Raw genomic sequence first — 22,604 nt, 5'->3', positions numbered from 1 at the left:
CGGCAGGGAGCGGAGGTTGCCGCGTGGCTCAGTCCACGACCGCAGTGGCTTCAATCTCGACGAGCACGCCCGGTTCGAAGAGCACGGAGACGCCGATGAGCGATGCCGGCGCAGGCACGAACTTCAGCTCCCCGGCGACCCGCTCGATGCCGGCGGCGAAGTCGGGCAACAGCTCGCGCTTCCAGTCGACGACGTAGAACGTCAGTCGGACGACGTCCTTGAACGTCGCCCCGGCAGCCGTCAGGGCGATGGAGACGTTGCGCAGGGACTGCGCCACCTGTCCGGCCAGGTCCCCCCGTGCGACGAGCTGCCCCTCGGCGTCGTACGCGACCTGCCCCGCGATGTGCACCTGCCGGGTCCCGGTGGCGATGGCCACCTGTCGGTACATTTCGGTCTTCATGAGTCCGTCGGGGTTGAGCAGGGTTACGGGCATGGGTGCGCTCCAGGGGTTCGAGTCGGGTGAAGATACCGGGCCCATTGACGAACGGCGTTCCCCTCTCCAGCGACGCGCGAGCTACAACCGGAAGCCATCGATGAAGCGCGCCAATCTGGATGAAATCTTCGCCTTCATGTCCGTCGTGGACGCGGGCAGCTTCGTGGGCGGCGGCCGGGCCATCGGCTTGACTCGCTCCGCCGCGGGCAAGGCCTTGGCCCGGCTGGAGTCCCGCCTGGGTGTGCGCCTGCTCAATCGCACGACGCGCCACTTGAGCCTCACCGACGATGGCCGTGTGTTCCATGAGCACTGCCAGCAAGTCCTCGCGGCCCTGGACGAAGCGGAAGCCAGCGTCGGGCAGCGCACGGGGATTCCCCGAGGGGTCTTGCGGCTCACTGTGCCCGGCGCCTTCGGCAGACTGCATGTCCTGCCCTTGCTGCGGGACTATCTGCGCAGGTGGCCCGAGGTCCAGGCGGAGGTGAGCTTCACCGATCGCGTCGCGGACATCATCGAGGAGGGGTACGACCTGGCCGTGCGCATCAACGGGACCAGCACGGATACGCGTCTGGTGTCCCGGCTCGTGGCGCAGCACCGGGCCATCGTCTGCGCAGCCCCCTCCTACCTCGACGCGCGCGGCGAACCGGAGACGCTGGAGGAGCTCGCGGAGCATGACTGTCTGCTCTTCAGCAGCCGGACGCGACGACAGCACTGGCGGCTGCGCCAGGAGGATGGCGCGTGGGTGACGATAGAGGGGCGAAGCCGCTTTCGTCTCGACAGTGGCGAGGCGATCCGGGATGCGGCGGTCGCGGGGTTGGGCATCGCCTATCTTCCCGGCTTCCTGGTCGACGAAGACCTGGCGGGCGGCCGCCTCAAGGCGCTGCTGCCGTCTTGCGAGACGGGGGTCGTTGGGATCATGGCCATCTACCCGAGCAAGCGTTACCTGCCGGCGAAGGTGCGGCGCTTCATCGACCTGATGGTCGAGCAATGGGGCGCGAAGTCGCGCTGACGCCGCGTGGCGTCCTCGGCTCCAGGCCCGAAAACAAGACCCCGTGGCTCCGAGCGGGCGCCACGGGGTCATTCATCTCAAGGGGCTGCTCTCTTCGAACCACGGGCCCGGCTCACCGTCAGGCAAGCCGGACCGCGGTCACGGGGTCTGGAAGGTGTCGAGCGAGGGGCAGTAGGTGGCGTACCCGTGTCCGGTGAGGGCTCCGTCCACGTAGAGGCCGTTTACGTCGAAGGCCACGAAGTGCGACGCGGGAGGGGTGCCGGCCTTGGCGCAGGTGGGGCAGAGCGAGGCCGCCACGGGCGTGAAGGTGAAGTTCGTGCTGTGGTCGAAGTAGTTCGAGGAGAGCCCGCCCTCCAGGTCGACCAGTGTCGCGCGCGGCTCACCGGCCGCGGAGCCTGTCTGCGGCGTCGCGTCCACCGGGACCTTCACCGCGTAGACGCTGATGAGTTGCGGCGGGAACGACGAGTCCGGGGACGGGCACTCACCCGGCGTGCCGTTGTTGAGTTCGATCCACAGCTCCCACGGCTCTCCGGGGGTCGAGGGCTCCTCGTAGCCGAAGAAGGCGTTGGTCAGGACGCGCTGGTTCCCCTCCATTTCAATCAGCGCGGAGGTGTCCTGGCAGGTGCCTTCGCAGACGGTGAAGGGGTCGGTGCCCGCGTCGGGCGTGGTGCCCGCGTCAGGCTCGGTGCCCGCGTCGGGCGTGGTGCCCGCATCCGGCTCGGTGCCTGCGTCAGGCGTGGTGCCCGCATCCGGCTCGGTGCCTGCGTCAGGCGTGGTGCCCGCATCCGGCTCGGTGCCCGCGTCAGGCGTGGTGCCCGCATCCGGCTCGGTGCCTGCGTCGGGCGTGGTGCCCGCGTCCGGCTCGGTGCCTGCGTCGGGCGTGGTGCCCGCGTCCGGCTCGGTGCCTGCGTCGGGCGTGGTGCCCGCATCCGGCTCGGTGCCCGCGTCCGGTTCGGTGCCTGCGTCCGGTTCGGTGCCTGCGTCGGGCGTGGTGCCCGCATCCGGCTCGGTGCCTGCGTCAGGCGTAGTGCCTGCGTCGGGCGTGGTGCCTGCGTCAGGCTCGGTGCCCGCATCGGATTCAGTGCCCGCGTCGGATTCAGTGCCCGCGTCGGACTCGGTGCCTGCATCGGACTCGGTGCCTGCATCGGACTCGGTGCCTGCATCGGACTCGGTGCCTGCATCGGACTCGGTGCCTGCGTCGGGCGTGGTGCCCGCGTCCGTCTCGGTTCCCGCGTCGGACCCGGTGCCCGCATCAAGGCGCGTGGGCGGCGTCGGAGGGCCGCTGTCGGAACCACAGCCAGAGAGTATGGGAGCGGTCGCGAGTGAGACAATCAACAAGGGGAGAATCGAGAGTCGCAGTTTCATGCCGGGGATTGTCTCGGGTTCCCTGCGCAGATGCGAGCGGAACCGGCCCGCTACGTCATGGACGAGGCCCGCTCACATGGCGACGCCATCCCCGAGGAACACGCTGAGTGGCCCAAGCCGTGGAGATGACCAGGCTTTTCCACGGAACCCCATGCTTCCCCGGAGGCGGGTCCTGCGTCCGCGCCCTTGTCGAAGCCTTCCGGGGCGAAGGGCTCCGTCGGACACGCGCTCCACGCGCCAACAGGTTGTTGCCAGCCCCATGCGCTGACGCCAGCGCTGCCCGACATTTGTTACAGACAGTGAAATACCCGCGCTCCACTACAGGGGAATGAGGGAGGCCCGGTTGATATCGACGGCGTCCGTCTCATCGCCTGGCCAGACTTCGTTGGCCCGGAAGAGCGTGCCCTCGGGCGTGACGAGGAACCAGGCGTAGGCAACCGAGGGATCGTCCGCGGGAGGTGAGACAATCACCTCCTCGCCGAGCAGGGTCGCGACCCGGATCGCGACCTCCAGCGAAGTGAGCCCTGGGGCCCCAGGGGGGGCGTGAGGTATCGGCGAAGAGGGTCACATCCGTGCGGAAGCCAGCGGACCGGAGTGTGACGATTCAGAAAACCAGAAATGGGTTGTCCGGACGTGCGAAGGGGGCGCCCCGTGCACGGTGAACAAGAAGAGCGAACTCTGTCTTGGCGCCAGGAGCGTGGGACACGATGTCCAACTGGAACAACTCAAATGTGAAGGCGGGACGACTCAGGCCTGGTCGCGTTTCTAGCGCCGCTTGAGGATGCCAATGCGTGCGTCGCGAAGTGCGAGTGGCGCAACATGAAGGCTTCCAGCGGCAGGGGCTGCACTTCCTGGAAGGAAGTGCAGCCCCAACTTCCGCGTGCACCTTCGTGTCGACCGGAAACAAGTGCTGCTACACGACCGTGCCAGGCTCCTTACAGGCTGAAGCGTCTACGGGCTGAACATGCCGGTGAGCACGCTGGCGCGGCCTCGAGGCAGCGCGCGCTTGAACGGGCTCGTCGCGAGGTCCGAGCCGGGCTGGTACCAGCTCTGGATCTCCGCGAAGTACGTCTGGCCCGACTGCAGCACGCCCGGGGGCAGGTACACGCTCTGGAGATCCGTGTGCAGCACCGCCACGCGCGTCGCGGTGGTGGAACCGTTGCTCGTGCCCAGCCGGAAGATGTTCACCACGTAGTTCGTGGCCGTGCCGACCAGCGGCTTCGACCAGCGCAGCGAGGCGTCGGTCCCCACGCCCGTGAGGTTCTGGAACGCGCCGCGCGTGTTCACCAGGGGTGCCTGCACCGGCCCGACGAGGGGCTCCACGGGCGCGGCGGTGAACGCGCTCGCCTCCTGATCCACGCGGATGTCCACGCTCAGGGTGTAGGGCGTCGCGGTCCCCAGCGCGTAGCTCTTCGTGAAGCCCGCGGCGGCGAGCGCCACCTTCTGCCACGTCGCCGGGAGCGGGTTGTTGTAGGTCATGCTCCCCGTGACGATGTCGGTCCGCTGCGTGTCAGGATTGAGCTTCACGAGCAGTGGCTGCCCGCTGATGGACGCGAACGCCGAGCTCAGCGCGGCCGGCCGGGCGGACATCCAGATCTCGTTGTACGTGCTGACCGCGCCCGGGTTCACCTGGGTGCGCATGGCCTCGAAGGCCGAGCGTCTCCAGTCCACCGCGAAAGTGCCTGTCGCGACGGGCTGGGTGAAGGTTCCGCTGACGGTGACGGGCTGGCCCTCCACCTGCGTCATGCTCGTGTTGAGCACCTTGTGCATCGCGCGGTAGGGCACTCCATTCGCGCTCGTCTGCAACCGCATCTGCGCCAGGGAGAACACATCCCCGAGGCCGCTGTCGAGCAGCACCGGGTTGAGCATTTGGGCGTAATCGAAGATCAGCCCGGAGAGCGACGTGGCGCCCGCCAGGGGGAACCCCGTGACGCCGCCATTGATGTAGCCGAACGCGCCCGGGTTCAACGAATACATTTCCAGGTAGTCCCCCGGCTGCCAGGGAGACAGGCCGGTGGCGGACACCGTCACGGGGGTAGGCAGCGAGACGAAGCTGCCATCGCGGCCCCACTCCGTGGAGCCCAGGTCGAACGCGCGGCCGGTGCTCACCAGGTAGCGCGAGCCCAGCTTCAGGTAGATGCGGCCGGAAGGGACGTTCGGCACGGAGAGGGTGCCGTCCGCGGAGCCCGTGCCCGGATAGGCCGTGAACGCCCCCGTTGTTGAGTCCCGCGTGTATGCCACCACCGACGTGGCGGACTGGTCGTATGGCTTCGTCTCGTTGCCCGACGCGGCGACGAAGGTGACCGGGCTGGTACCGGTGACCTGGGTGATCAGGCCTTGGGTGACCTGGGAGGTCGCGTCCGTCGATACGGAGGAGTCCACCGCCTCGGCCTCGTCGAGCCCCGCGCAGCCGACCCCTGTCATGCCGACCAAAAGCCCGAGGGAAATCAATGACATGTTCATTGTGAAGGCCACCTTTTTGGCGACGCCCTGAATGGCGCCGCGCAGGGAGATTCATACCAAGTCGGTCTGACATTTCCGGGAGCGCTTCGATTCCAATTTTCCCTCGGAGCTGTGAAAACAAACGCGCCATTCCTGGATGGCGTCGCGGACGAGGGCCGTCAGCGAAGGTCGAGTCAGAGGTCCGTGATGGACGTGAAGTGCTCGGCGGAAGCGAGCGACGCGGTGGAGGCGTCCGCCTGTCCGCCGACGGCGAGGACGCGGCCGTCGAGCAACACCGTGGCGGTGACCAGCCCCCGGCCATCCGCCAGCAGCGTGGCGCTGTGCTTCGTGCGAACCGAGGGAGCCGCACTGGCGCTCCGCCAGGCGTCGCCGTAGCGGACCTCCAGCCTGGGGCGCTTCGTCGCGCCCGCCACCTCACGCGGGTAGCAGTAGGTGTCGTAGGAGCCCGGGTTGTAGAGCTGGAACGAGCTCCGCCGGTCGGAGGCCTCCATGGCGCTCTGGACGACTGGAACGAGGCCCGGATCCTCGTTCACGCCTGCCTTGCCCCCGTAGTACCCGACGTACGGGTACCAGAGGAACCCAGCGAAACCTCTCCATCTCGCCGAGGGACTACCGGAAGCGGTTCGCGACATAGGAGGGGCGCATGTCCACACCTCCCTGGGTTGTTTCCGTGAAGCCACGGGCGTTCCAGTGGCGGTGCGGCGAAGCGGATGCGGTGCGTCCTCGCGACGGGTCCGTGCCCGGGCTAACCTCCGAAGGCGCTTCCATTTCCGATTCGTGAAGGGCCCGGAGACCTCATGAAGTTCTTGTACAAGTGCGCTGTGTGCACCAGTGAAGTCTGGCTGGACAGCGACAACGCCACGCACTGCGCGAAGCCCGCGCGCCGCGTCATCAGCCCAAGCCGGTTTTCGTACAAGAGCGACAAGTACAGGCAATCCTATGTCCCGCTGGAGATTCGCTCCACCGACACCATCAAGACGCTGAGCTCCCAGTACAAGAAAGCCGCCAGGGAATCTCTCAAGCAGCTCGCCTACGGGCAACACCTCAGTTGTTCCGGTGACCGCTACGGGATGTTCTATGCCCTGAGCCTGTTCAAGGATGCCGCGGTCGCCTTCTTCTGTGCCGCCGACCGGGCCTCGGTGGACAAGATGCTGGCCTTCACCGAGTTCTATGCGAGCGGCATGGAGGGCCTGGACTGCATTGGCTACAAGATCGTCCCGATCTTGACCCACGGCGACGCCGAAGCAGCCGCCTCGAAGCAGTTCAGGCTCCTCGAAGCCGAGTTCGAGAAGCAATCCGGCCTCTGGTCGAAACAGGAAGCGGGGTTCACCGCCAGGAGCGAACTGCTCCAGACCAAGAAGCTTGAGCACGCGGCTTCCCGACCGGCGCAGATGGACGAAGACGCGCGGAAGGTCTTTGTATCCAGAGAGAGCTACATTGACGATCAGATCGACACACACCAGACCCGATACAACAAGGCCAAGAAGGGCTACAGCGCCGCGAAGCTCCAGTTGGCCAAATTCTATTGGGACACCACCAAGATCCAGAACCGCTTCGCGGAGGAGCTGGAGACCCAGCGCTACCACGCTCCTTTTGTCTGGTCGAACCTCGACGACTTCACCTGGAGGGGTGGAAACCAGCTCTACTCGGACGCCTCGGAGCCCAACAATATCTCCAGGTCCACCGGCCTTTCGGCCGTCGCAAAGCTCCTCCAGCCCCATCCCGAACTGAGGGTCGTTACGATCGGGAAGAGCCACATGCACCTCAACATGCTGCTGGAGAAGGTGGGAGGCCACACGTTCGCCGCGGCGACGAAGTTCGTCGGGACGACCTTCCTGAGGCGTCTGGGCGCCCAGGCGGTCAGCAGCATCGAAGGGGAGGTCAACACGTGGAGCCGGCGGATCATCAACAACTACCGGCAGCAGCACCCCTCATCGACCGCCACCATCAAGCTCCTCCTGGTGTGGGTCCGAGGGTTGAACCCGACGGAGCGCCAGGGCGTCCAGGGCCTCAAGAGGACGTCCCATTGGGATGCGGACGAGTCTGTCTATCAGTTCTCCCCGCACAACCACGGCACCATCAACTCGGGCGCCAAGAAGAATCCTCACCACGTCATGAACGTGCAGATCTTCAAGCAGGTTTCGGAGATCTGTGAATCCCTCAGTGGAAAGCACACCCATGTCATCCCTGTCGCCATTGGCGACATCCTCTACGAGGACATGTACGATCCGCTGAGCCCCCGCTACATCGACCGGACGAACCTCGACCATCTGATCGAATACTGGGAGCGTGCCCCCGACGCGCTGAAGGGCCAGGCCTCCATGCTCAAGCAGCGGACGTTCCTGCTCGCGTTGTGGAAGAGGTTCGAGATCATCCAACTGGGCGTGCGCTCAGGCATGTTGGAGTTCCTGGCCTACAATGGCCTCCCCACGGTCTATCTGGAGCGCGCGGTCGACTGCCTCGACCCTGAAAGCGGCGCCCCTCGCATCAAGCAACTGGCCTATGAACTGGAGGAGTTCTACAGCCCGAGTCTCACGCTGCCCAAGCTCCCCTGGTTCCGCATGCAGCATCAGGTCAACGTGGGCCTCAGCCAATACACCAAGGCCACCCGCTACAACCCCAACGTCCGGGGCCCCAAGAGCATGACGGGCATCAACGAGTCGGCCATGCTGGGGTATTTCAATCAGGCGGAGGTGAAGACGCTCAAGCTGGGCCTGCAGAACATCTTCCAATCCATCTGGGCCAAGAGGATTCGGGCGGCCGTGCCTGAAAAGATCCAGTTCACCATGAAGGATGTCGAAAGCGGTGAGTTCGGACTCCTGGACGACCGGTACGGAGCGCCGCCGCCCGTCAAGGATCCGCTCGCGAGCAGGGTTGCGACGTTCGAAATCGAGGACTGGGATCCGAAGCTTCCCAATCTCGTTCCGGACTTCCTCATTGCCCGGGGCGTTCGCAATGGTGACATCATCAATGTCAACGGGATCGAATATCGGGTCCGTGAGCTCAGGGAGATGAAGGAGCCGACCCACGACAACGCGATGGGCAAGGTTCTCTACGCCAACGTCTATCACCGAGGTGGCTAGGGGATTGCCTTCGTGCGGGTCCGGAGCCGGTTCAACCGGATGTGTCAGGCCGCGTATGCTGGCTTCTCTGGCTCCACAGAGAATCCTGTTTTTGTCTGGACTCCCTGATAACGTCCCGTCCCGCTGGGATTCCGACAACCGGGAGCGATAGATGAAGACCTTGAAGCGCGGGCTGTTGCTGGCGACCTGTCTGCTGGGGGCCGTGGGCTGTGGCGTGGAGACCCCTGACGAGGGCACTCCGCAGACGGAGGACACGCAGGAGGTGTCCGCCCAGGCGTCCTGCATCCCCGGGCAGACGCGCACCATCAAGGTCGGCTGCTGCACGCCCACCCTGGAGCGCCGGCAGAACCAGATCTGCACCAACTCGGCGGGTTCCTGGAGCAACTCGGGCACCAGCTACTGTGGTGGCTCGACCCTGAACTGCTACGGCGGCTGAACGACGCGTCCTGGATGCTGCTTCCGCCCATGAGCCCACTGCGCGTGTGGCTCAAGCAGGAGGGCTGAGCCCGCCTCCGGGCCGCAGTGCCCGACCCTCCGCCGCCGACTCAGGAGGAGGGTCCGAGGATGTGCGCTCACGCCTGGGCACGGACGAAACCGTTTTCGATCCTCGCGGGCCCCCCTTATCCTCCGTCCACTGAACAGCCGGCTCCGCGTCTGTCCGTGATTTGCCGGCCCGCCGCGTGCCTGCTCACCCAGGAGACGACATGACGCGCGAGTACCCTCAGGAGCAGTTGCTGGCGTTCGTCCAGGCCATGGCCAACGTGGCGGCGAGCGATGGCCGCATCACCGAGGATGAGCGCCAGCAACTCGATGAGGTGGTGCTGGGCATGGGCCTGTCGCCCCGCGACGAACAGGTCGCCGCGCTCATCGAGGGGGAGTTCCAGAAGCCCGGCCGCCTCTCCGACATCGTCAGCAAGATCGAGATTCGCGAGCTGCGCGTCTCCCTGCTGCGCATGCTCGTCGAGGTGGCATGCGCCGACGGAGAGGTCGCGGCCGAGGAGCGCGCGTCGGTGAACGAGGCCGCCAAGGCCTTCGGACTCGACGCGTCGGTCACGGACGAACTCATCGACTGGGCGCTCGCGTCCATCAAGCTCGAGCAGCGCGAGCGCGAGATCATGGCGAAGCTGCTCTGAGGCTCCTCGCCTTCAGGGATGCAGGTGTCCGGCCGCTGGGTCAGCCCGGCGCGCCGCCCGAAGGAGCAGCGCAGCCGTTGTCGTCGCAGGCCGCGGCGGGAAGCACCTGGGGTGTAGACCGCTGCGCACCGGACGCTGAACCCGTACGGGCCTCGAGCAGCAGGGTCTGCAACTCGGCGCCCAACTGCAGGTCGTCGTGAACACCGAAGACCTGTCGGCGAAGACGCCCCTGCGCGTCGATCAGGACCGTCGTCGGCGTCCCCTGCATTGCGTACGCTTTCATGGTCCGCGGGGTGGACTCGCCGCCTTCGCCCGGTGCGTCCACGCCCACCGGGAACTTCACCCGGTATTCGTGGAGGAACGCCCGAAGGGAGGCGAGCTTCATGGCCTCGTGGTGCTCGAAGACGGTGTGCAGCCCGACCACGACGAGCGGGGCGCCTGCGAAGACTTCCGCGACGCGCTGTGCCTGCGGAATGCCTCGGGCGACGCATCCCGGGCAGAGCATCTGGAAGGCGTGGAGGAGGATGACCTTGCCGCGGAGTCGCTCGAGCGTGAGCGGCTCCGGCGTGTTGAGCCATTCGGTCGTCCGCCAGGCAGGTGCGGGGCGCAAGAGCATTAGAAGTCCCCGTCCTTGACGTAGGGGTGGGCCCAGAGCGTCACCTGCAACAGGCACGACTTGACCCACGCGGCGTACATCTTCTCGACGTCCTCCGCGGAATGGCCCTGCTCGGCCAGGAAGGGGCGCAGGGTGAAGGTCACCGGGAAGATGAGCGCGAACAGGTTCCGAAACGGCACGAGGTCCGTCGAGGGGGCTCCGTCCGTCTTGTTCTTCTTCACGCGATGGTGGCGCAGACCGATCTCGTGCTGGTAGTCGAGCCAGGCCTGGTCGTACTGGGCCCGCGACGTGTCGAGAATCCACTGGGCGAAGCGCTTGCGGACCGGGGCAAGGTAGTCGCCCAGGGGCTTGCCGTCCGTCTTGCCTGAGAACGAAGCGAGCAGGTGCGGCTGGCTCCCGACAAACCCGTACCAGACGTCGAGGATCGCCTCGACGCGGCCCTTCACGATGTCGTGCGACATGCGGAGATACTTCACGTCCTCTTCGCCAAGGAGGACGCTGGCCTTCATCTGTTCGAAGTCGGTGAGGGACACCGGCGAACGCGAAACGACCGGGGTGCCATGGGTATAGCCGGGGATGTTGCTCATTGCTTCATCTCCTTCGTGGAGCAAGGCTCCGCTGTAGCCGTCGGCCGGAATGGCCGCGGAATCTGTGTTCGCTCATGCCTGAAACGAAAGGGCGTCAGCCGCGACGCATGAACTGCTCCCAGAGCTCTCGTCGCGCCGTCTCCGCCGCGAGCTCATGCTCCGGGCAATCGAGGCGCAGTTGGTCACTGGAGAGCGGCGCGTCCACGAAGGCGCAGTGGTGCGGCGACGGGCCTGGGCGCACGCGTGGACGGAAGTGCTTGCAGGTCACGCACATGCCGTTGATTGGAATGAGCCCCTGCTCCTGGAGCATCCGGATCATCTTGACGATGCCCGCGAAGAACGCGCGCTGTTCGTCCGGAGCGAGGTCCGCGACCGCGTCCGCCATGAACTCCGGCCACGAGCGAGCGCGAGCCCCGAGTGAGGCCCCCTTCGGCGTGGGCGCAAGGAGACTGGCGCGCGGGTGCCTCGGGTCCGCGGACCTGGTCACGAGCGCCTTCTCGACGAGGACGCGGACCGAATCACTGATGGTGGGAAGCGTCACGCCGAGGCGTTCGCTCAGCTCCTTGCCGGAGAGAGGCCCGTTCGCCACCAGCGCGGCGAGGATCTGCCCCTGCGTCGCGGACAGGCCCGCCTCGTTCGCCTGCTGCCAGGCCTGCTGCTTCATCGCGAGCCCGATTTTGTGCAGCCCCATCGCGATGCGCGCGGAGATTGGCTCGCTGTTCTCGTCAAAGAACTCCGGTCGCGTCCCAGTCATGCACTTGATCTAAGTTAGGAGTCCTAAGTTGTCAAGGCAGCCTGCCCACCGTGGCGGGCGAGACGGGAGCGCGGCATTCCCAACGCCTGCCTCCGGTGTGGAGGCAGGCGCAGGGAGCGGGGTGGGGCACCCCGCGCTCAAGGGCTCAGGGGAGCGGCGACAGCTCGATGTTGTCGAAGTTCGTGTCCCAGCCGTTCGACGTCGCCAGGGTGACGTACGGGCAGGTGCCCTGCCAGTTCGTCACCACGTGGGTCACCTGCCCCTGCGTCAGGGTGAAGGTGCGCGTGGGCTGGTTGAAGCAGCTCACGGTGAGCGTCGCGCCCGCGTCCCAGGTGAACGCGTCGAGTCCGACGACGGTCCGCGTCCCATGGATGCTGAGCTCCCCCTGGTACATGCCCGCGCCGTTGAACGAGATGCTCTTCGTGGTGAACCCGCCCCAGGGCGACGCGAGGTACCAGTAGTTGTACACGAAGTAGAAGGGGCCGTGGATGCCGGTGATGGGCCCGTCCGCGGCGTCGAAGGTATCGAAGGTGACCACGTTCGTCGCGGGGCCGATGGGGATGCTCAGGGTGCTGGTGTTGTTGCCCGGGACGTTGTCCGTCTCGGAGGCCGTGACGGTCGCCTGGAACTGGAACGTCCCGGCGACTGAAGGCACCAGCGTCATGCGGATGACGGCGTCCTGCCCGGCGGGCAGGCTCGTGATGTCGCAGTGCATGATGTTGCTGACCCAGTAGCCGCACGTGCCCACCGACGCCTGCGGTGAGAAGGCGTAGGGCGCGAGCCCTGCGGGAACGGGAATGTCGAACGAGAGGTTGGTGGCCGCCCGCGTGCCGTGGTTCGTCACCGTGACGTCATAGGAGAGCGCCTGACCCCGGACGCCCGACCCGGTGGGGAAGTCGTGCTGCACGGACAAGTCGACCGGGGACGCGTCGCCCGTGGCGGGCACGAAGGCCACGTCCACCCAGAAGTGGGTGTTGAGCCATGCCTCCGTGGGGAAGGCGCTGCCGTTGAGGTTGCGGACGCCGTTGCCGCTGGCCGCGACGGTGGACGGCGCGTGCAGCGGCGGCACGTCCACGCCCGCGGTGTTGAAGTAGTACGGCGTGATGGCGTAGCGGCCCCCGGTCGCGAAGTACGACACGACATAGGTCGTGTTCGCCGCGACGCTCACCGGCGTCGGGAACGTCAGCTCCCGCCAGCCGAAGCTGCCCTCCCCGGGCGTCTGCGCGGTGGTGCCCAGCAGCGTGCCGGTGGCGCTCCACAGGTGGCCCACGTGCGGCCCTGTGTCGCCGCTGGCCTTGTAGTAGCGCACCTTCGTCACCGTGCCCGCCACGTCGGTGCGGAACTTCAGGCCCACCTCGGTCGGCGTGGCGTCCGCGTTCTCGTACTGCGGGTCGCCCGTCACCACGTTCCACAGGCTGCACGGGTTGCAGGTGCTGCTCTCGAGCGTGGTCGCGGTGACGGTGGCGGACGCGGGGCCCACGTTGCCGGCGGCGTCACGGCCGCGCACGGTGTACGTGTACGCGGTGGCGGGCGTCAGGCCGGTGTCGCGGTAGCTCGTGGTGGTGCCGGACAGCTCCGCGAGGAGCTGGCTGCCCCGGTACACCAGGTGCGCACGCGCGTTGCCTCGCGTCTCGCCGATGCCGTCCACGGAGGCGTACCAGGTCAGGTCGATGGCGGTGGGCGAGTTGGGCGCCGCCGTGACGTTGGTGGGGGCGCTCGGGGGCGTGGTGTCGTTGGGCTGGAAGGCCACGTCCACCCAGTAGTCCGGGTGCAGGCGGTCGTCCGTGGTGTCAAAGGCAAGCTCGGTCCGGAAGTCCGCGAGGGTGGTCTTTCGTTGCACGCCGACTCCGGCGCGCAGGGCCCGCTCCGAATTCCATACGTCCAGTCCCTGCACCGTCGCGAGGACATCGAAGCGCGGGCCGAGCGCGGACTGGCCGGTCACCCAGAACGTGTGCCGGGTGTCGGAGAGGCCGTCCGCGGAGAGCACGTCTCCCTCCAGGCGCGCGGAGACGCCCCATCCGGCGGAGATCTGGATGTCGCCCCGGGCCCGCATCGTCCTCAGGGCCTCGGCGAAGAGCGCGGAGAGGTCCACGCCGCGCTCGGAGACGTCTTCCTCCGCGTCCCCGGGCGCGGCCACGCCATGGCTCTCCAATGCGGCCGCCACCCGTTCCGGCAGGGGCGAGTTGAGCACGGGGTCATGGGGGTCGTGGAGCGTCGTGCGGAGGCCGAAGCCCACGCGCCAGGCGTCCGCGCCCGCATCGTCGGAGATCACCGCGGCCGACAGCGTCGTCTTGGTCAGCACCCGCATGAGCCGCCCGGCCACCGAGTTCGAGCGATACCTGGAGAGGCTCCGGATGCCACCCCCGAAGAGGAAGTAGGGCGCGATGTCCAGGCCCAGGCCCGGGCGGAGCGCCCCCGGGCCCCGCGAGGCGAGGAGCGTGGCCATGACGGCTTGGGCGCCGCGCCCAGCAGCACGTGCGTGGGCGTCTCATCCAGGGCCACGAGGGCCGCGGACTCCGGGACGTCCACGTCGAGCACGAAGCGGTAGAGGTTGATGTTGTCCTGTGCAAGCCCTGGCCCTGGCCCCAGCAGCGCCCCCACACCGAACAGCAGCGCGAGCCCCCGCCGGAGGCCTGGGGCGCTCACGCGAGGCCCAGGGTGCGCAGGTAGTCGTTGGCGAAGGTCGCGCGCAATTCAGGGCGGTGGAGCAGGGCTTCTCGCGCCCTGCGCCAGGTCCCGATGCGCTCCGGGCCGTACATGCTGCGCACGCGCGCTCCGTCCAGGTCGTTGATCTTCCCCCAGTGCAGTGTGTACGGCACCTGCCGCGCGGTGAGCTGCTCCCAGACCTTCTGACAGAATGTCTTCGTGCGCGCCGACGCGGCCCCGTCGATGTCGAGCACGCACGTCATGGGCGCGTGGTGGGTGAACGCCAGCGGGGCCTTGGACGGCAGGGCGTAGCGCAGCGCCAGCAGCCCGGGGAAGGGGTACTCATGGTTGATGGCCATGGCGGTCTCCACGGTCTTGCGCACCTGGCCGAGCGGGATTCCCAGCGCGCTGCCAAAGGCCTTTCCCCGGGTGGTGGTGTCTGTGAACAGCTCCCCCGGCGTCCCACAGATGTTGGAGTACTCCCCGTAGAAGCGGTCCAGGAGCTTCGCGAGGACGGGAATGGTCAGGTCGGAGACCTTGTCGGTCAGGACGCCGACGATCTCCAGGGCGCTGTCGCCTTGCGTCAGCTTGCCGCCGGGACTGGGAGACTTCGAGCCCGGAGGGCACTGGGCATGCTTGTACATCGACGTGACGTAGGCACCGCCCTGGAGGTCGTTGGGATTGATGACGACCTGGAAGTGATAGGGCTTCTGCCCCGAGGGGCCCGGGAGCTGGACCCCGGAGAAGTCGAGCTGGTCCATCGCGCGCCAGAGGCCCTCGGTCAGGGGCATCCGCTGGCGGAACGCCTGGAGGTGGTAGAGGTCCTCGACGACGATGAGGACGCCATGCACGATGCCGAAGCTGCCCAGGCTCACGAGCGCGGCGTTGAACAGGGCGTCATCCCGGACGAGCTCCGCGCCAAGCTGCTGGGGGATGTCATCGCTGATGGTGGGGACGCTGGCGCGCTCCAGCCACACGTGCCGCTCCGGTGAGACCACGATGTGGAGGCCGGCCACGAAGTCCTGCATGGCCCCGAAGTCCAGGGAGGAGCCGTGCGTGCCCGTCGCGATGGCTCCGGCGATTGTCTGCCCATTGCTGGCCCCGGAGGTCGGCAGGGCCTTTCCCATCTTCGCCATCAGGAAATGGTTCAGCTCCGCGATGGAGTTGCCGCACTGGACGAAGAGGAGGTTTTCCCGCGAGCCCGCGTAGGACGGATGGGTGCGAGGGGAGGGGAAGAGGTAGTTCAGCGGCTTGGTGTTGACGAGGATTCCGCTGGTGGCGGGAGCGGTGGAGAAGGACCAGCCGGCACCCAGCGCACGCAGCTCCAGGCCTTCCCGGAGGGCACGGGCAATCAAGCGCTGCAGGCCCCGGGTGGTATCGGCATAGCCTTCCGTCGTGGACTGGGAGGCATCGGCGTTCCACACATCCACCAGCAGCTCCAGCTTCTGGTTGTAGGTCTGGTGCCAGTTCTGCCATTGCTTCTGGTGGCTCTCGTGGAGGATGGGGGGCATGGCTAGTCCACCTCGCCCGGCGTGGAGGTGAGGGACCCCAGCTCACCCGGAGACGGCTGGGCCTTGGCGCAGCGCCACTCCACCCGTTGCGGCATCGCGATGCCCAGCGTCACGACGCTGATGAGCGCGAAGCCCACGTTGGTGCTCTGGGTGACCTCCGCGAGCGCCTGGCCCTGACAGTTGTCGACCCGGGGCCTCTCCTGGACGAGCCCCTAGGCCAGCGACCAGAGGACCTCCCCCTCGGGCTCGGTCGCCCCACTCCCCGCATGTCCGGGCGCCTGGACGCGATAGTGGGCACAGGCCGGAGCCAACGCCAGACACAGCACCGCGGCCAGCCGCCACGAACCGAACATGGATTGCATGCCCCCCACTTTCAGGCCGGAGGGTAGCCCTCCCCCCGTAAGCCTCAATCGCTCGCGCGGGGGGTGGGAGTGATGGGAGGTGGATGGGAAGGGTGAACTCGACAGCGCCCCAGTTCGGCCCGGGCCTCCGCCGTCTCCTGGGCATGGGCCTTGCGCCACACGGCCAGCTCTCCCCAGGCGCGCCGGGCCTCTTCGCAGGCCTCTTCCACCGCGCCCGTCAGCCGGAGCGCCCGCGCGAGCCGGCGGCGCACCCTGGGGACGCGCGCGGAGATCACCTGCCGCGACGTGAGCACCTCCAGCGCGGTCCGCAGCGGTGCAAGGGCCTCGGCGGGTTGCCCTCGCGCGAGGTGCACGTCTCCCAGCAGGAGCAGCGCCTCGATGCGCTCGGACGATGAAGGCCCCAGGTCCCGCTCCATGCTCGCGAGCGCCTGCTCCACATGACGCCGGGCCTCGTCCACCCGGCCCAGGAAGAGGAGGGCCTCCGCCAGGGCGCGCAGCCCCGCGCCATCCACCTCGCCCCGGGCGAGCAGGGGCTGCTGGAGCAGGACGCCGCGCGCATGGAAGCCTCGCGCTTCGTCCGGACGCCCCAGGAGGCGCAGCAGCCTTCCCACTTCGTGTACGTCCAGGGCCACCTCCGGGTGGGAGGCGCCATAGACGCGCTCGCGATGCGCCAGGACGCGCCGGACGTGCTCCAGCTCTCGCGCACGCTCGCCCTGTTCTCCCAGGACGCCGAACCGGTTCGACGCCAGCCCCATCAGCACCGGGCTGCCGGCCTCCACGCTCTTGAGCGCCAGGGCCCAGCTCTCCTCCGCGGCCTCCCGCGCCTGGGCCGCGTGTCCCCACTCGAAGTAGACGAGGGCCAGGTTGGACCACGTCCGGGCCACCGACAGGTTCTCCTCGCCCAGCGTCCGGCGAAGGATTCCGAGCGCCCGCTGGAGGACGGCCTCGGCCCTCGCCAGTTCGCCCAGGAGGGCCAGCGTGCCCCCCAGGTTCGCAAGGGCGCGTCCCGTGTCCCGGTGCGCCGGACCGAAGTGCTCCTCATGCAGCCGCAGCGCCTCCTCCTGCCAACGCTTCGCCTCCAGGAGCCGCCCCTGTTGTTGGGCCAGCAGGCCCAGCCGGCCGCTCAGCTCCGCGTGCGCGAACGTCTGGCCCCGCGCGCTGGCGGTCTCCAGCGAGGCCCGCAGCAGCGGCTCCGCCTCCGTGAAGCGGCCCTCCTGCTCCAGCAGCTCCGCCTGCATCTGGTCCAGCAGGGTGTCCAGCTCGGCGTCTCGCAGCGTCTCCGCCACGGCACGCGCGCGCTGGAGGAAGGGCCATGCCTCCGGGGGGCGTCCCAGGCCGTACCCGTGCAGCCAAGCCTGGGAGAGCAACATCCGCGCGAGCACGCCCAGATGCCGCCCCGCTTCGGCCGCCAACGCGCCCCGGGCCAGGGATTCTTTCGCGTCCTCGAACGCTTCCGCGTCCTCCTGCAAGCGAGCGCAGAGGTGGTGCGCCTCCGCCTCCAGGGGCCGGTGACGGGTGGCGAGCGCACGCTCCCGGGCGGGCAGCGCGATCCGCAGCGCCTCGGGGGTATGGCCCGCGAGCAGCTCCGCGCTCGCACGCGCCAGCTCCGCGCGCACCGCCTCCACCTCCGCGCGGACCCCCGGGTCTTCTGGAGGAGACACGGCCTCCTGCAACGTGCGCACATCCGCGCAGCGGCCCATGCCAGGGAGCGAGGCCCCCAGCCCGAAGCCCCGCTCCACCGTCCGCGCGTCCGCGCCCTGGAGCGCCACCGTCAGCCGTGACAGCTCTCCCAGCCGCTGGTCCAGACACGTCATCCGAAGCCCCAGCACCGCTTCGGGCTGCTCGCCGAAGACGCGAGTCGCCTCGCACGCCGACTGATGCGCGCGTGTCCAGTCCTGCGTCCACCGCTCCAGCGTGGAGGCCACGGCCTGGAACGAGGCTTCGGCCGCGGGGTCTTCCGTCCTCAGGAAGGCCTGGTGCGTGGACTCCCGCACGGACGCGTCCCAGATGCCCGCGAGGTGCCGCTCACTGCCCTGGCAGGCTTCTGCCGGCGTCGCCGCTGAATGCCCCAGCACGAGGAACCCCAGGCCCACCAGTCCTCCCGCGAGCACGGCCGTGGCGGCGCTGCGCTTCCAGGCCCCCACCTCCCGCGCGAGGCGGGCCCGCAGCACCTGCATGGACTCGAAGCGCCGGGACGGGTCCACGGAGAGTCCGCGCCGGACCACGGCCTTGAGCCACGAGGGCACGTCCCGTTTCTCGGGACGCACCTCCTGGCGCAGCATGGACGCCAGCAGCTCCTCGCGCGTGGCGCCCGCGAAGGGCCGCTGCCCGTTGAGCGCTTCGTAGAGCGCGACGCAGAAGGCGAACTGGTCGGAGCGGGCATCTCCGCGCTCTCCGCGAAGCTGCTCCGGCGCGCCATAGGCGGGGGTCCCCAGGAATGCCCCGGTGACGGTGAGTGGCGCTTCGCCGGAGACGAAGGCCCCGTCTTCGCGAAAGGGCCCCAGCGCTCCCGTGGCATTGGACAAGCCGAAGTCGGTGATGCGTACCTGTCCGTCGCGCGTCAGCAGGACGTTGTCGGGCTTGAAGTCGCGGTGGATGATGCCCAGCGCATGCGTGGCCGCGAGCCCCTCCGCCGCCTGGATGAAGCGCGCGAGGATCTCCCGGCGCGCTCGTGGCTTCTCCAGAAGCCACCGTCGGAGCGTGCCTCCCTCGACGAGCTCCATCACCAGGAAGAGCTGCCCCTGGAACTCCCCCACGTCGTGCAGTTGGGCGACATGGGGGTGCGACAGCCGGGCCATCGTGCGGGCCTCGCGCTCCAGCCGCTGACGTGCCTGGGCAAGAGAGCCCTCCCCGAGCCTCGTGAGGTTCAGCAGCTTGAGCGCCACCTTGCGGTCCAGCTCCGGATCATGGGCGGCATGGACGCGCCCCATGCCCCCTTCGCCAAGCAGACCGAGCACGATGTACCGCCCCACGCGAGCACCGGAGACGAGCAGTCCCGTGTCGAACAGCGGAGGAGGCAGCTCCAGCCCGCCCAGTGCGGCGAGCACGCTCCGGCACTCCGGGCAGCCGGTGACATGCTGGCGCACGACCGCCGTGTGCTCGGGGTCCAACGCGCCGCTCGCATAACCCGAGAGCGCGTTCTCGTCCGGGCAGCTCATTCGCGCTTCGCCAGCAGGCCGGAGAGGCTCAGGTCCAGCCGTCCATGGATGGCGCGCATCAGGCTGTCGACTTCCGGTTCGGGCAGCGACAGGCGTTCGGCGAGCGCGCGCCGCGTCCGCTTCTCCAGCCGCGTCTGCACCGCGGAGAGCCGGCGTGAGAGGGTGGACTTGTGCAGGCCGAACAGCGCGCCCATCCGCTCCAGGGAAAGTCGCTCGACGAAGTGCAGCCGCAAGAGCTCCCGGTCCTCGTCGTCCAGCGAGGCCACGGCCAGGATGAAGGCCGCGCGAACATGCCCCCGGGCCTCCTCCCGGACGAAGCCCAACTCCAACCCACCGGGCGCGGGGTGCGCGGCGAGCACCTCGGCCTCCACATGCGACGCGTCCCCTTGCGCCTTGCGCATCCGCAGCGCGAGCCGCACCGCGGAGATGCTCACCCAGTGCAGCAGCGGGCCCAGGCCCGAGTAGCCGAGCAGCCGTGAGGGGGCCTCCGCGCGAGGCATCAGGAGGTTTGTCCGGAGCACTTGCAGCACTTCGTCCACGAACACCGGCGAGGGATGGATGCGGGACAGGGGAGCGCGCAGCTTGAGGAAGACCTCCCGCTCCAGGAGTGCACGGGCCGCCGGCAGCCCCTGGGCGCAGGAGAGCGCGAGCGCGAGGTCCCGGACATGCAGTCGCTCCAGCGCGAGCATCGGGTCCTCCGCCCCCGAAAGCCGGGCCCCGAGGTGTCGCGCGAAGTCGTCCGGTGCGGGCGCGGCGTCGTGGAGGGTCGCGGCCTGCGAGAGGGCACGCTCGACGGCCTGCCTGGCTCCCGGCGCCTCACGGAGGAGGGCGGAGGAGCGCTCTCCGGAGGACTGCAACACCGTCTCGAAGGACTCGGAGTCAGCCCCATGCATCCCAAGCACTCCCGACATCAGGCCCACGGGTCGATGGGGCCGGGGCCACGTCCCTGCATCTATCACGAAGGCCCACGCGCACTGAACGCCACGCGCGGGTGGGAATGCGCGCCGCCATCCCCCCGGTGGGCGGCTGTCCGGACCGCCACGGTCTGGGCTGCGGCTGCCCGTCGGGCTGTCTCCATCGTAGAGTACCGAGGAAGGGAGATTCCTTGATATGGCGCAACTCGTCTTCGGAATGAACCAGTCGTTGGACGGCTACGTCGACCACATGGCGTTCGGGCCAGGCCCCACCCTCTTTCGTCACTTCATCGAGCAGACTCGCGGCCTGGCTGGCAGTGTGTACGGTCGCCGCATGTACGAGGTGATGCGTTATTGGGACGAGGATCGCCCTGAGTGGGGCGCGGCGGAACGCGACTTCGCAACGGCCTGGCGGAGTCAACCGAAGTGGGTCGTGTCACGCACGCTGAAGTCCGTCGGCCCCAACGCCACCCTTGTCGCGAACGACCTCGAGGCGACAATCCGCAAGTTGAAGGCTGAGCTTGATGGAAGGATTGACGTTGCAGGCCCGGACCTGGCGCGAAGCCTGACGGACCTCGGTCTCATTGATGAGTATCAAATCTACCTGCACCCCGTCGTGATTGGTTCCGGCAAGCCCTTCTTCGCCGGCCCTCGGCCGCCACTCCGCCTGAAAGCCAGCGAGCGAATGGACGGGGACGTGATCAGGTTGGAGTACGTTCCCGCCTGACCCAGACCTGGTTCCACTCGCTCCTACCGAAATAGGCTCTAGATCGCGGCAGGTAGTGCCTACGGGCGCGCTGCCGCGAGGATGTAGCGTGGCAGCAGGTCCTCCCGGAACTGCTTCCACAGCGCGAACTGGCCGTAGTTGGCGCCGGTGAAGGCCACCGTCAGGCCCAGCTCGGGAACGACCATGATGTACTGCCCGCCGTTGCCGCCCGCTTCGTACTCCGCGTAGACGCGGTCTCCGACCTTCAGCTCGTGGCGCCACCAGGCATAGCCGTACGTCCTGCCCGGGCTCATCTGCGCGTGGCGGGCCGTGGAGCGCTCCACCCAGCTCCGGGGGATGACGCGCCGTCCGTTCCAGACGCCGCCGGACAGGTAGAGCTGGCCCAGCTTCAGCGCATCGCGGGGACGCAGGTAGAGCCCGCCGCCCAGGTATGCGTCGCCGTCGGGCGTGAGGTTGATGTGGTGGCGCCGCATCTGGAGCGGGGTGGCCACGGCGCGCTCGAAGAGTTCCGGCAGCCAGGTGCCGGTCGTCTGGTGCAGGACGCCGCCCAGGAGGTTGATGCCGGCGGAGCAATACACGGCCTGTCCGCCGCCGGGCTCGCGGGCCATGGGCAGGTTCAGTGTGTACGCGTACCAGTCCGACGGCTGGTCCTGGAGCGTGTTCTCATTGCCAGGAGAGCTGTCGTCGTTGTCATCGCACGCGAGCCCCGACGTCATGGTCATCAGGTGCTCCACCGTCATGCGTGCCTTTCGGGGATCCTCCGTGGGGGTGCCGGGGAACAGCGAGGACACCAGCGTCTCCGGCCGCAGCTTCGCGCCCTGCTGGATGGCGGCGCCCACCAGCACCGGCGCGAAGGTCTTCGACGCGGAGCGCAGGTCGTGCGGACGCTCCGAGTCCTGGCCGTGGAAGTACTCCTCCACGACAAGCTTCCCATGGCGGGCGATGAGCAGGCCCTCGATGACTGGCGTGGGCGTGGGGCCCGGCTGCGTGTCGAGGATGCCCTGCACCAGGGCGCGGATGGGGGCCTCGTCCATGCCCACCTCCGCGATCGAGGCCGTCGCCCACCCGTCGCCATCCGCGGTGGGCTTGCGGTAGGTGTAGACAGGCTCCGCGGGTGTGCGCGGGTAGAGGCCCACGGCCTGGTCGCGGTCGCGGCGGGTGAGCTCGAATTCTCCCAGGAAGAGGACGTTCAACGTCAGCTTCCCGGCGTCCGCGTCATACGTGCCGTTGAAGCGCATCCCCCCGGGCCGCGTCTCGATGAGCTGGACGTCATGGCCCTTCAGGGACACGCGGAAGGCGGCCTGCCGCGCGAGGTTCTTCTCCGGGTTGCGGAGGATGGCGTGGATGGCGCCGTCCGGCATCTCCTGGATGAGCAGGTAGAGCGTGAAGCGGTCCTCCAGGGGCGTCACGTTGCCGCGCCACACATCCTTCTGGAGGGCGTGCAGCTCGACGGGCGTGGCGTAGCGGACGCCGCCCACGAGGGCGCGCGGTTGGAGCCAGTGCCCGAGGATGCGCTTCCCGTCGGCTGTCAGCGTTCCACGAAATCCTCCCTGGCCTCCGGGCAGGGTGAACGTCAGCGTCTGCTTCTCCACGCGCCCCAGGGCGGAGTAACCCCCGATGGACGCGCGCCATCCCTCCGGCGCACGGAAGAGGGTGAGCGCGCCCTGGAGTTCGGGACCGTAGTCGCGGCTTCCGCCCCAGATGCCCACCAGCGCCTTCGCGGGGTCCCCCGCGTCGGACGACGAGGGAGGCTGCGTCCGGCCAGGGCTCGCGAGCAGCAAGCCCCCGAGCAGGGACAGGCCAAGGAACCGCAGGGCGGAGGAGGGGGGCATGAAGGGTCCTGGGG

At 68.3% G+C, this 22,604-nt stretch carries 20 protein-coding genes; 5 read left to right on the top strand and 15 right to left on the bottom strand.

Going from position 1 to position 22,604, the window contains the following annotated elements:
• Nucleotides 1–28 precede the first annotated feature (28 nt).
• A complete protein-coding gene (locus D7V88_RS03420) occupies nucleotides 29–433 on the bottom strand; it encodes a RidA family protein (RefSeq protein ID WP_120539146.1) in 405 nt (134 codons plus the stop codon).
• Here D7V88_RS03420 and D7V88_RS03415 point away from each other — a divergent pair.
• Nucleotides 432–1,439, top strand: coding sequence for a LysR family transcriptional regulator (locus D7V88_RS03415; protein ID WP_244237954.1), 1,008 nt, complete (start codon nucleotides 432–434; stop codon nucleotides 1,437–1,439). The two genes, D7V88_RS03420 and D7V88_RS03415, sit on opposite strands and share 2 nt — an antisense overlap.
• A gap of 138 nt (nucleotides 1,440–1,577) precedes the next feature.
• Here D7V88_RS03415 and D7V88_RS03410 read toward each other — a convergent pair whose 3' ends face one another.
• From D7V88_RS03410 to D7V88_RS03400, 4 genes are all read right to left on the bottom strand, one after another.
• Nucleotides 1,578–2,804 (bottom strand): hypothetical protein, encoded by a 1,227-nt coding sequence (locus D7V88_RS03410; protein ID WP_208726086.1) that lies wholly within the window; start codon nucleotides 2,802–2,804, stop codon nucleotides 1,578–1,580.
• A gap of 318 nt (nucleotides 2,805–3,122) precedes the next feature.
• Entirely contained in the window at nucleotides 3,123–3,275 is a 153-nt protein-coding gene (locus D7V88_RS42870; RefSeq protein WP_158624981.1) for a hypothetical protein, read from the bottom strand.
• Between the two features lie 480 nt (nucleotides 3,276–3,755).
• Nucleotides 3,756–5,267, bottom strand: a complete 1,512-nt coding sequence (locus D7V88_RS03405; protein ID WP_120539143.1) for an ABC transporter substrate-binding protein — start codon at nucleotides 5,265–5,267, stop codon at nucleotides 3,756–3,758.
• 173 nt (nucleotides 5,268–5,440) lie between these two features.
• The gene (locus tag D7V88_RS03400) at nucleotides 5,441–5,800 is read right to left on the bottom strand and encodes a hypothetical protein (RefSeq protein ID WP_147448586.1); all 360 of its coding nucleotides are present in this window, start codon (nucleotides 5,798–5,800) and stop codon (nucleotides 5,441–5,443) included.
• Between the two features lie 264 nt (nucleotides 5,801–6,064).
• On the opposite strand from D7V88_RS03400, the gene D7V88_RS03395 reads away from it, so the two are divergent.
• The 3 genes from D7V88_RS03395 (at nucleotide 6,065) to D7V88_RS03385 (ending at nucleotide 9,483) form a co-directional block, all read left to right on the top strand.
• Nucleotides 6,065–8,350, top strand: coding sequence for a hypothetical protein (locus tag D7V88_RS03395; RefSeq protein WP_120539141.1), 2,286 nt, complete (start codon nucleotides 6,065–6,067; stop codon nucleotides 8,348–8,350).
• 151 nt (nucleotides 8,351–8,501) lie between these two features.
• Entirely contained in the window at nucleotides 8,502–8,786 is a 285-nt protein-coding gene (locus tag D7V88_RS03390; protein ID WP_120539140.1) for a hypothetical protein, read from the top strand.
• 268 nt (nucleotides 8,787–9,054) lie between these two features.
• Nucleotides 9,055–9,483: a tellurite resistance TerB family protein gene (locus tag D7V88_RS03385; protein WP_120539139.1), complete on the top strand. Its 429-nt coding sequence runs from the start codon at nucleotides 9,055–9,057 to the stop codon at nucleotides 9,481–9,483.
• 40 nt (nucleotides 9,484–9,523) lie between these two features.
• Here D7V88_RS03385 and D7V88_RS03380 read toward each other — a convergent pair whose 3' ends face one another.
• The 9 genes from D7V88_RS03380 to D7V88_RS03350 form a co-directional block, all read right to left on the bottom strand.
• Nucleotides 9,524–10,099, bottom strand: coding sequence for a redoxin domain-containing protein (locus tag D7V88_RS03380; RefSeq protein ID WP_120539138.1), 576 nt, complete (start codon nucleotides 10,097–10,099; stop codon nucleotides 9,524–9,526).
• Nucleotides 10,099–10,686, bottom strand: coding sequence for a protoglobin domain-containing protein (locus D7V88_RS03375; protein ID WP_120539137.1), 588 nt, complete (start codon nucleotides 10,684–10,686; stop codon nucleotides 10,099–10,101). The genes D7V88_RS03380 and D7V88_RS03375 overlap by 1 nt, the downstream gene beginning before the upstream one ends.
• A gap of 94 nt (nucleotides 10,687–10,780) precedes the next feature.
• Complete coding sequence (locus D7V88_RS03370) at nucleotides 10,781–11,440, bottom strand: MarR family winged helix-turn-helix transcriptional regulator (protein WP_120539136.1); 660 nt, start codon at nucleotides 11,438–11,440, stop codon at nucleotides 10,781–10,783.
• Between the two features lie 145 nt (nucleotides 11,441–11,585).
• Nucleotides 11,586–13,886, bottom strand: a complete 2,301-nt coding sequence (locus D7V88_RS03365; protein WP_244237953.1) for a DUF4082 domain-containing protein — start codon at nucleotides 13,884–13,886, stop codon at nucleotides 11,586–11,588.
• 196 nt (nucleotides 13,887–14,082) lie between these two features.
• Nucleotides 14,083–15,597 carry an FAD-binding protein gene (locus D7V88_RS03360; protein WP_120539135.1) on the bottom strand — a complete coding sequence of 505 codons (1,515 nt, stop codon included), beginning with the start codon at nucleotides 15,595–15,597 and terminating at the stop codon, nucleotides 14,083–14,085.
• A gap of 2 nt (nucleotides 15,598–15,599) precedes the next feature.
• Complete coding sequence (locus tag D7V88_RS45045; protein ID WP_279635976.1) at nucleotides 15,600–15,734, bottom strand: hypothetical protein; 135 nt, start codon at nucleotides 15,732–15,734, stop codon at nucleotides 15,600–15,602.
• 75 nt (nucleotides 15,735–15,809) lie between these two features.
• Nucleotides 15,810–15,959 (bottom strand): hypothetical protein, encoded by a 150-nt coding sequence (locus tag D7V88_RS42865; protein WP_158624980.1) that lies wholly within the window; start codon nucleotides 15,957–15,959, stop codon nucleotides 15,810–15,812.
• Between the two features lie 44 nt (nucleotides 15,960–16,003).
• Nucleotides 16,004–19,117: a protein kinase domain-containing protein gene (locus D7V88_RS03355; RefSeq protein ID WP_120539134.1), complete on the bottom strand. Its 3,114-nt coding sequence runs from the start codon at nucleotides 19,115–19,117 to the stop codon at nucleotides 16,004–16,006.
• A complete protein-coding gene (locus tag D7V88_RS03350) occupies nucleotides 19,114–20,010 on the bottom strand; it encodes a transcriptional regulator (RefSeq protein WP_120539133.1) in 897 nt (298 codons plus the stop codon). Before D7V88_RS03350 ends, D7V88_RS03355 begins: the two co-directional genes overlap by 4 nt.
• A gap of 217 nt (nucleotides 20,011–20,227) precedes the next feature.
• Between D7V88_RS03350 and D7V88_RS03345 the strand changes: the two genes are divergently transcribed.
• Nucleotides 20,228–20,758 carry a dihydrofolate reductase family protein gene (locus tag D7V88_RS03345; protein WP_120539132.1) on the top strand — a complete coding sequence of 177 codons (531 nt, stop codon included), beginning with the start codon at nucleotides 20,228–20,230 and terminating at the stop codon, nucleotides 20,756–20,758.
• A 59-nt stretch (nucleotides 20,759–20,817) separates the two neighbouring features.
• On the opposite strand, the gene D7V88_RS03340 is transcribed toward D7V88_RS03345, so the two are convergent.
• On the bottom strand, nucleotides 20,818–22,590 hold the full coding sequence (locus tag D7V88_RS03340) for a serine hydrolase domain-containing protein (protein ID WP_120539131.1): 1,773 nt from the start codon (nucleotides 22,588–22,590) through the stop codon (nucleotides 20,818–20,820).
• Between the last annotated feature and the right edge of the window lie 14 nt (nucleotides 22,591–22,604).

The organism is Corallococcus terminator (assembly GCF_003611635.1).
GTDB classification, from domain to species: Bacteria; Myxococcota; Myxococcia; order Myxococcales; family Myxococcaceae; genus Corallococcus; species Corallococcus terminator.
The sequence above is the reverse complement of the archived record's forward strand: the minus strand, read 5'-3'. Positions and strand labels throughout refer to the sequence as shown.

Coding starts and splice junctions, on each gene's coding strand:
- D7V88_RS03350 (WP_120539133.1), bottom strand. CDS start 20,010: ATGCATGGGGCTGACTCCGAGTCCTTCGAGACGGTGTTGCAGTCCTCC.
- D7V88_RS03390 (WP_120539140.1), top strand. CDS start 8,502: ATGAAGACCTTGAAGCGCGGGCTGTTGCTGGCGACCTGTCTGCTGGGG.
- D7V88_RS03415 (WP_244237954.1), top strand. CDS start 432: ATGGGTGCGCTCCAGGGGTTCGAGTCGGGTGAAGATACCGGGCCCATT.
- D7V88_RS03365 (WP_244237953.1), bottom strand. CDS start 13,886: ATGGCCACGCTCCTCGCCTCGCGGGGCCCGGGGGCGCTCCGCCCGGGC.
- D7V88_RS03375 (WP_120539137.1), bottom strand. CDS start 10,686: ATGAGCAACATCCCCGGCTATACCCATGGCACCCCGGTCGTTTCGCGT.
- D7V88_RS03380 (WP_120539138.1), bottom strand. CDS start 10,099: ATGCTCTTGCGCCCCGCACCTGCCTGGCGGACGACCGAATGGCTCAAC.
- D7V88_RS03340 (WP_120539131.1), bottom strand. CDS start 22,590: ATGCCCCCCTCCTCCGCCCTGCGGTTCCTTGGCCTGTCCCTGCTCGGG.
- D7V88_RS03420 (WP_120539146.1), bottom strand. CDS start 433: ATGCCCGTAACCCTGCTCAACCCCGACGGACTCATGAAGACCGAAATG.
- D7V88_RS03410 (WP_208726086.1), bottom strand. CDS start 2,804: ATGAAACTGCGACTCTCGATTCTCCCCTTGTTGATTGTCTCACTCGCG.
- D7V88_RS03345 (WP_120539132.1), top strand. CDS start 20,228: ATGGCGCAACTCGTCTTCGGAATGAACCAGTCGTTGGACGGCTACGTC.
- D7V88_RS03385 (WP_120539139.1), top strand. CDS start 9,055: ATGACGCGCGAGTACCCTCAGGAGCAGTTGCTGGCGTTCGTCCAGGCC.
- D7V88_RS03405 (WP_120539143.1), bottom strand. CDS start 5,267: ATGAACATGTCATTGATTTCCCTCGGGCTTTTGGTCGGCATGACAGGG.
- D7V88_RS03360 (WP_120539135.1), bottom strand. CDS start 15,597: ATGCCCCCCATCCTCCACGAGAGCCACCAGAAGCAATGGCAGAACTGG.
- D7V88_RS03370 (WP_120539136.1), bottom strand. CDS start 11,440: ATGACTGGGACGCGACCGGAGTTCTTTGACGAGAACAGCGAGCCAATC.
- D7V88_RS03355 (WP_120539134.1), bottom strand. CDS start 19,117: ATGAGCTGCCCGGACGAGAACGCGCTCTCGGGTTATGCGAGCGGCGCG.
- D7V88_RS42865 (WP_158624980.1), bottom strand. CDS start 15,959: ATGCAATCCATGTTCGGTTCGTGGCGGCTGGCCGCGGTGCTGTGTCTG.
- D7V88_RS03395 (WP_120539141.1), top strand. CDS start 6,065: ATGAAGTTCTTGTACAAGTGCGCTGTGTGCACCAGTGAAGTCTGGCTG.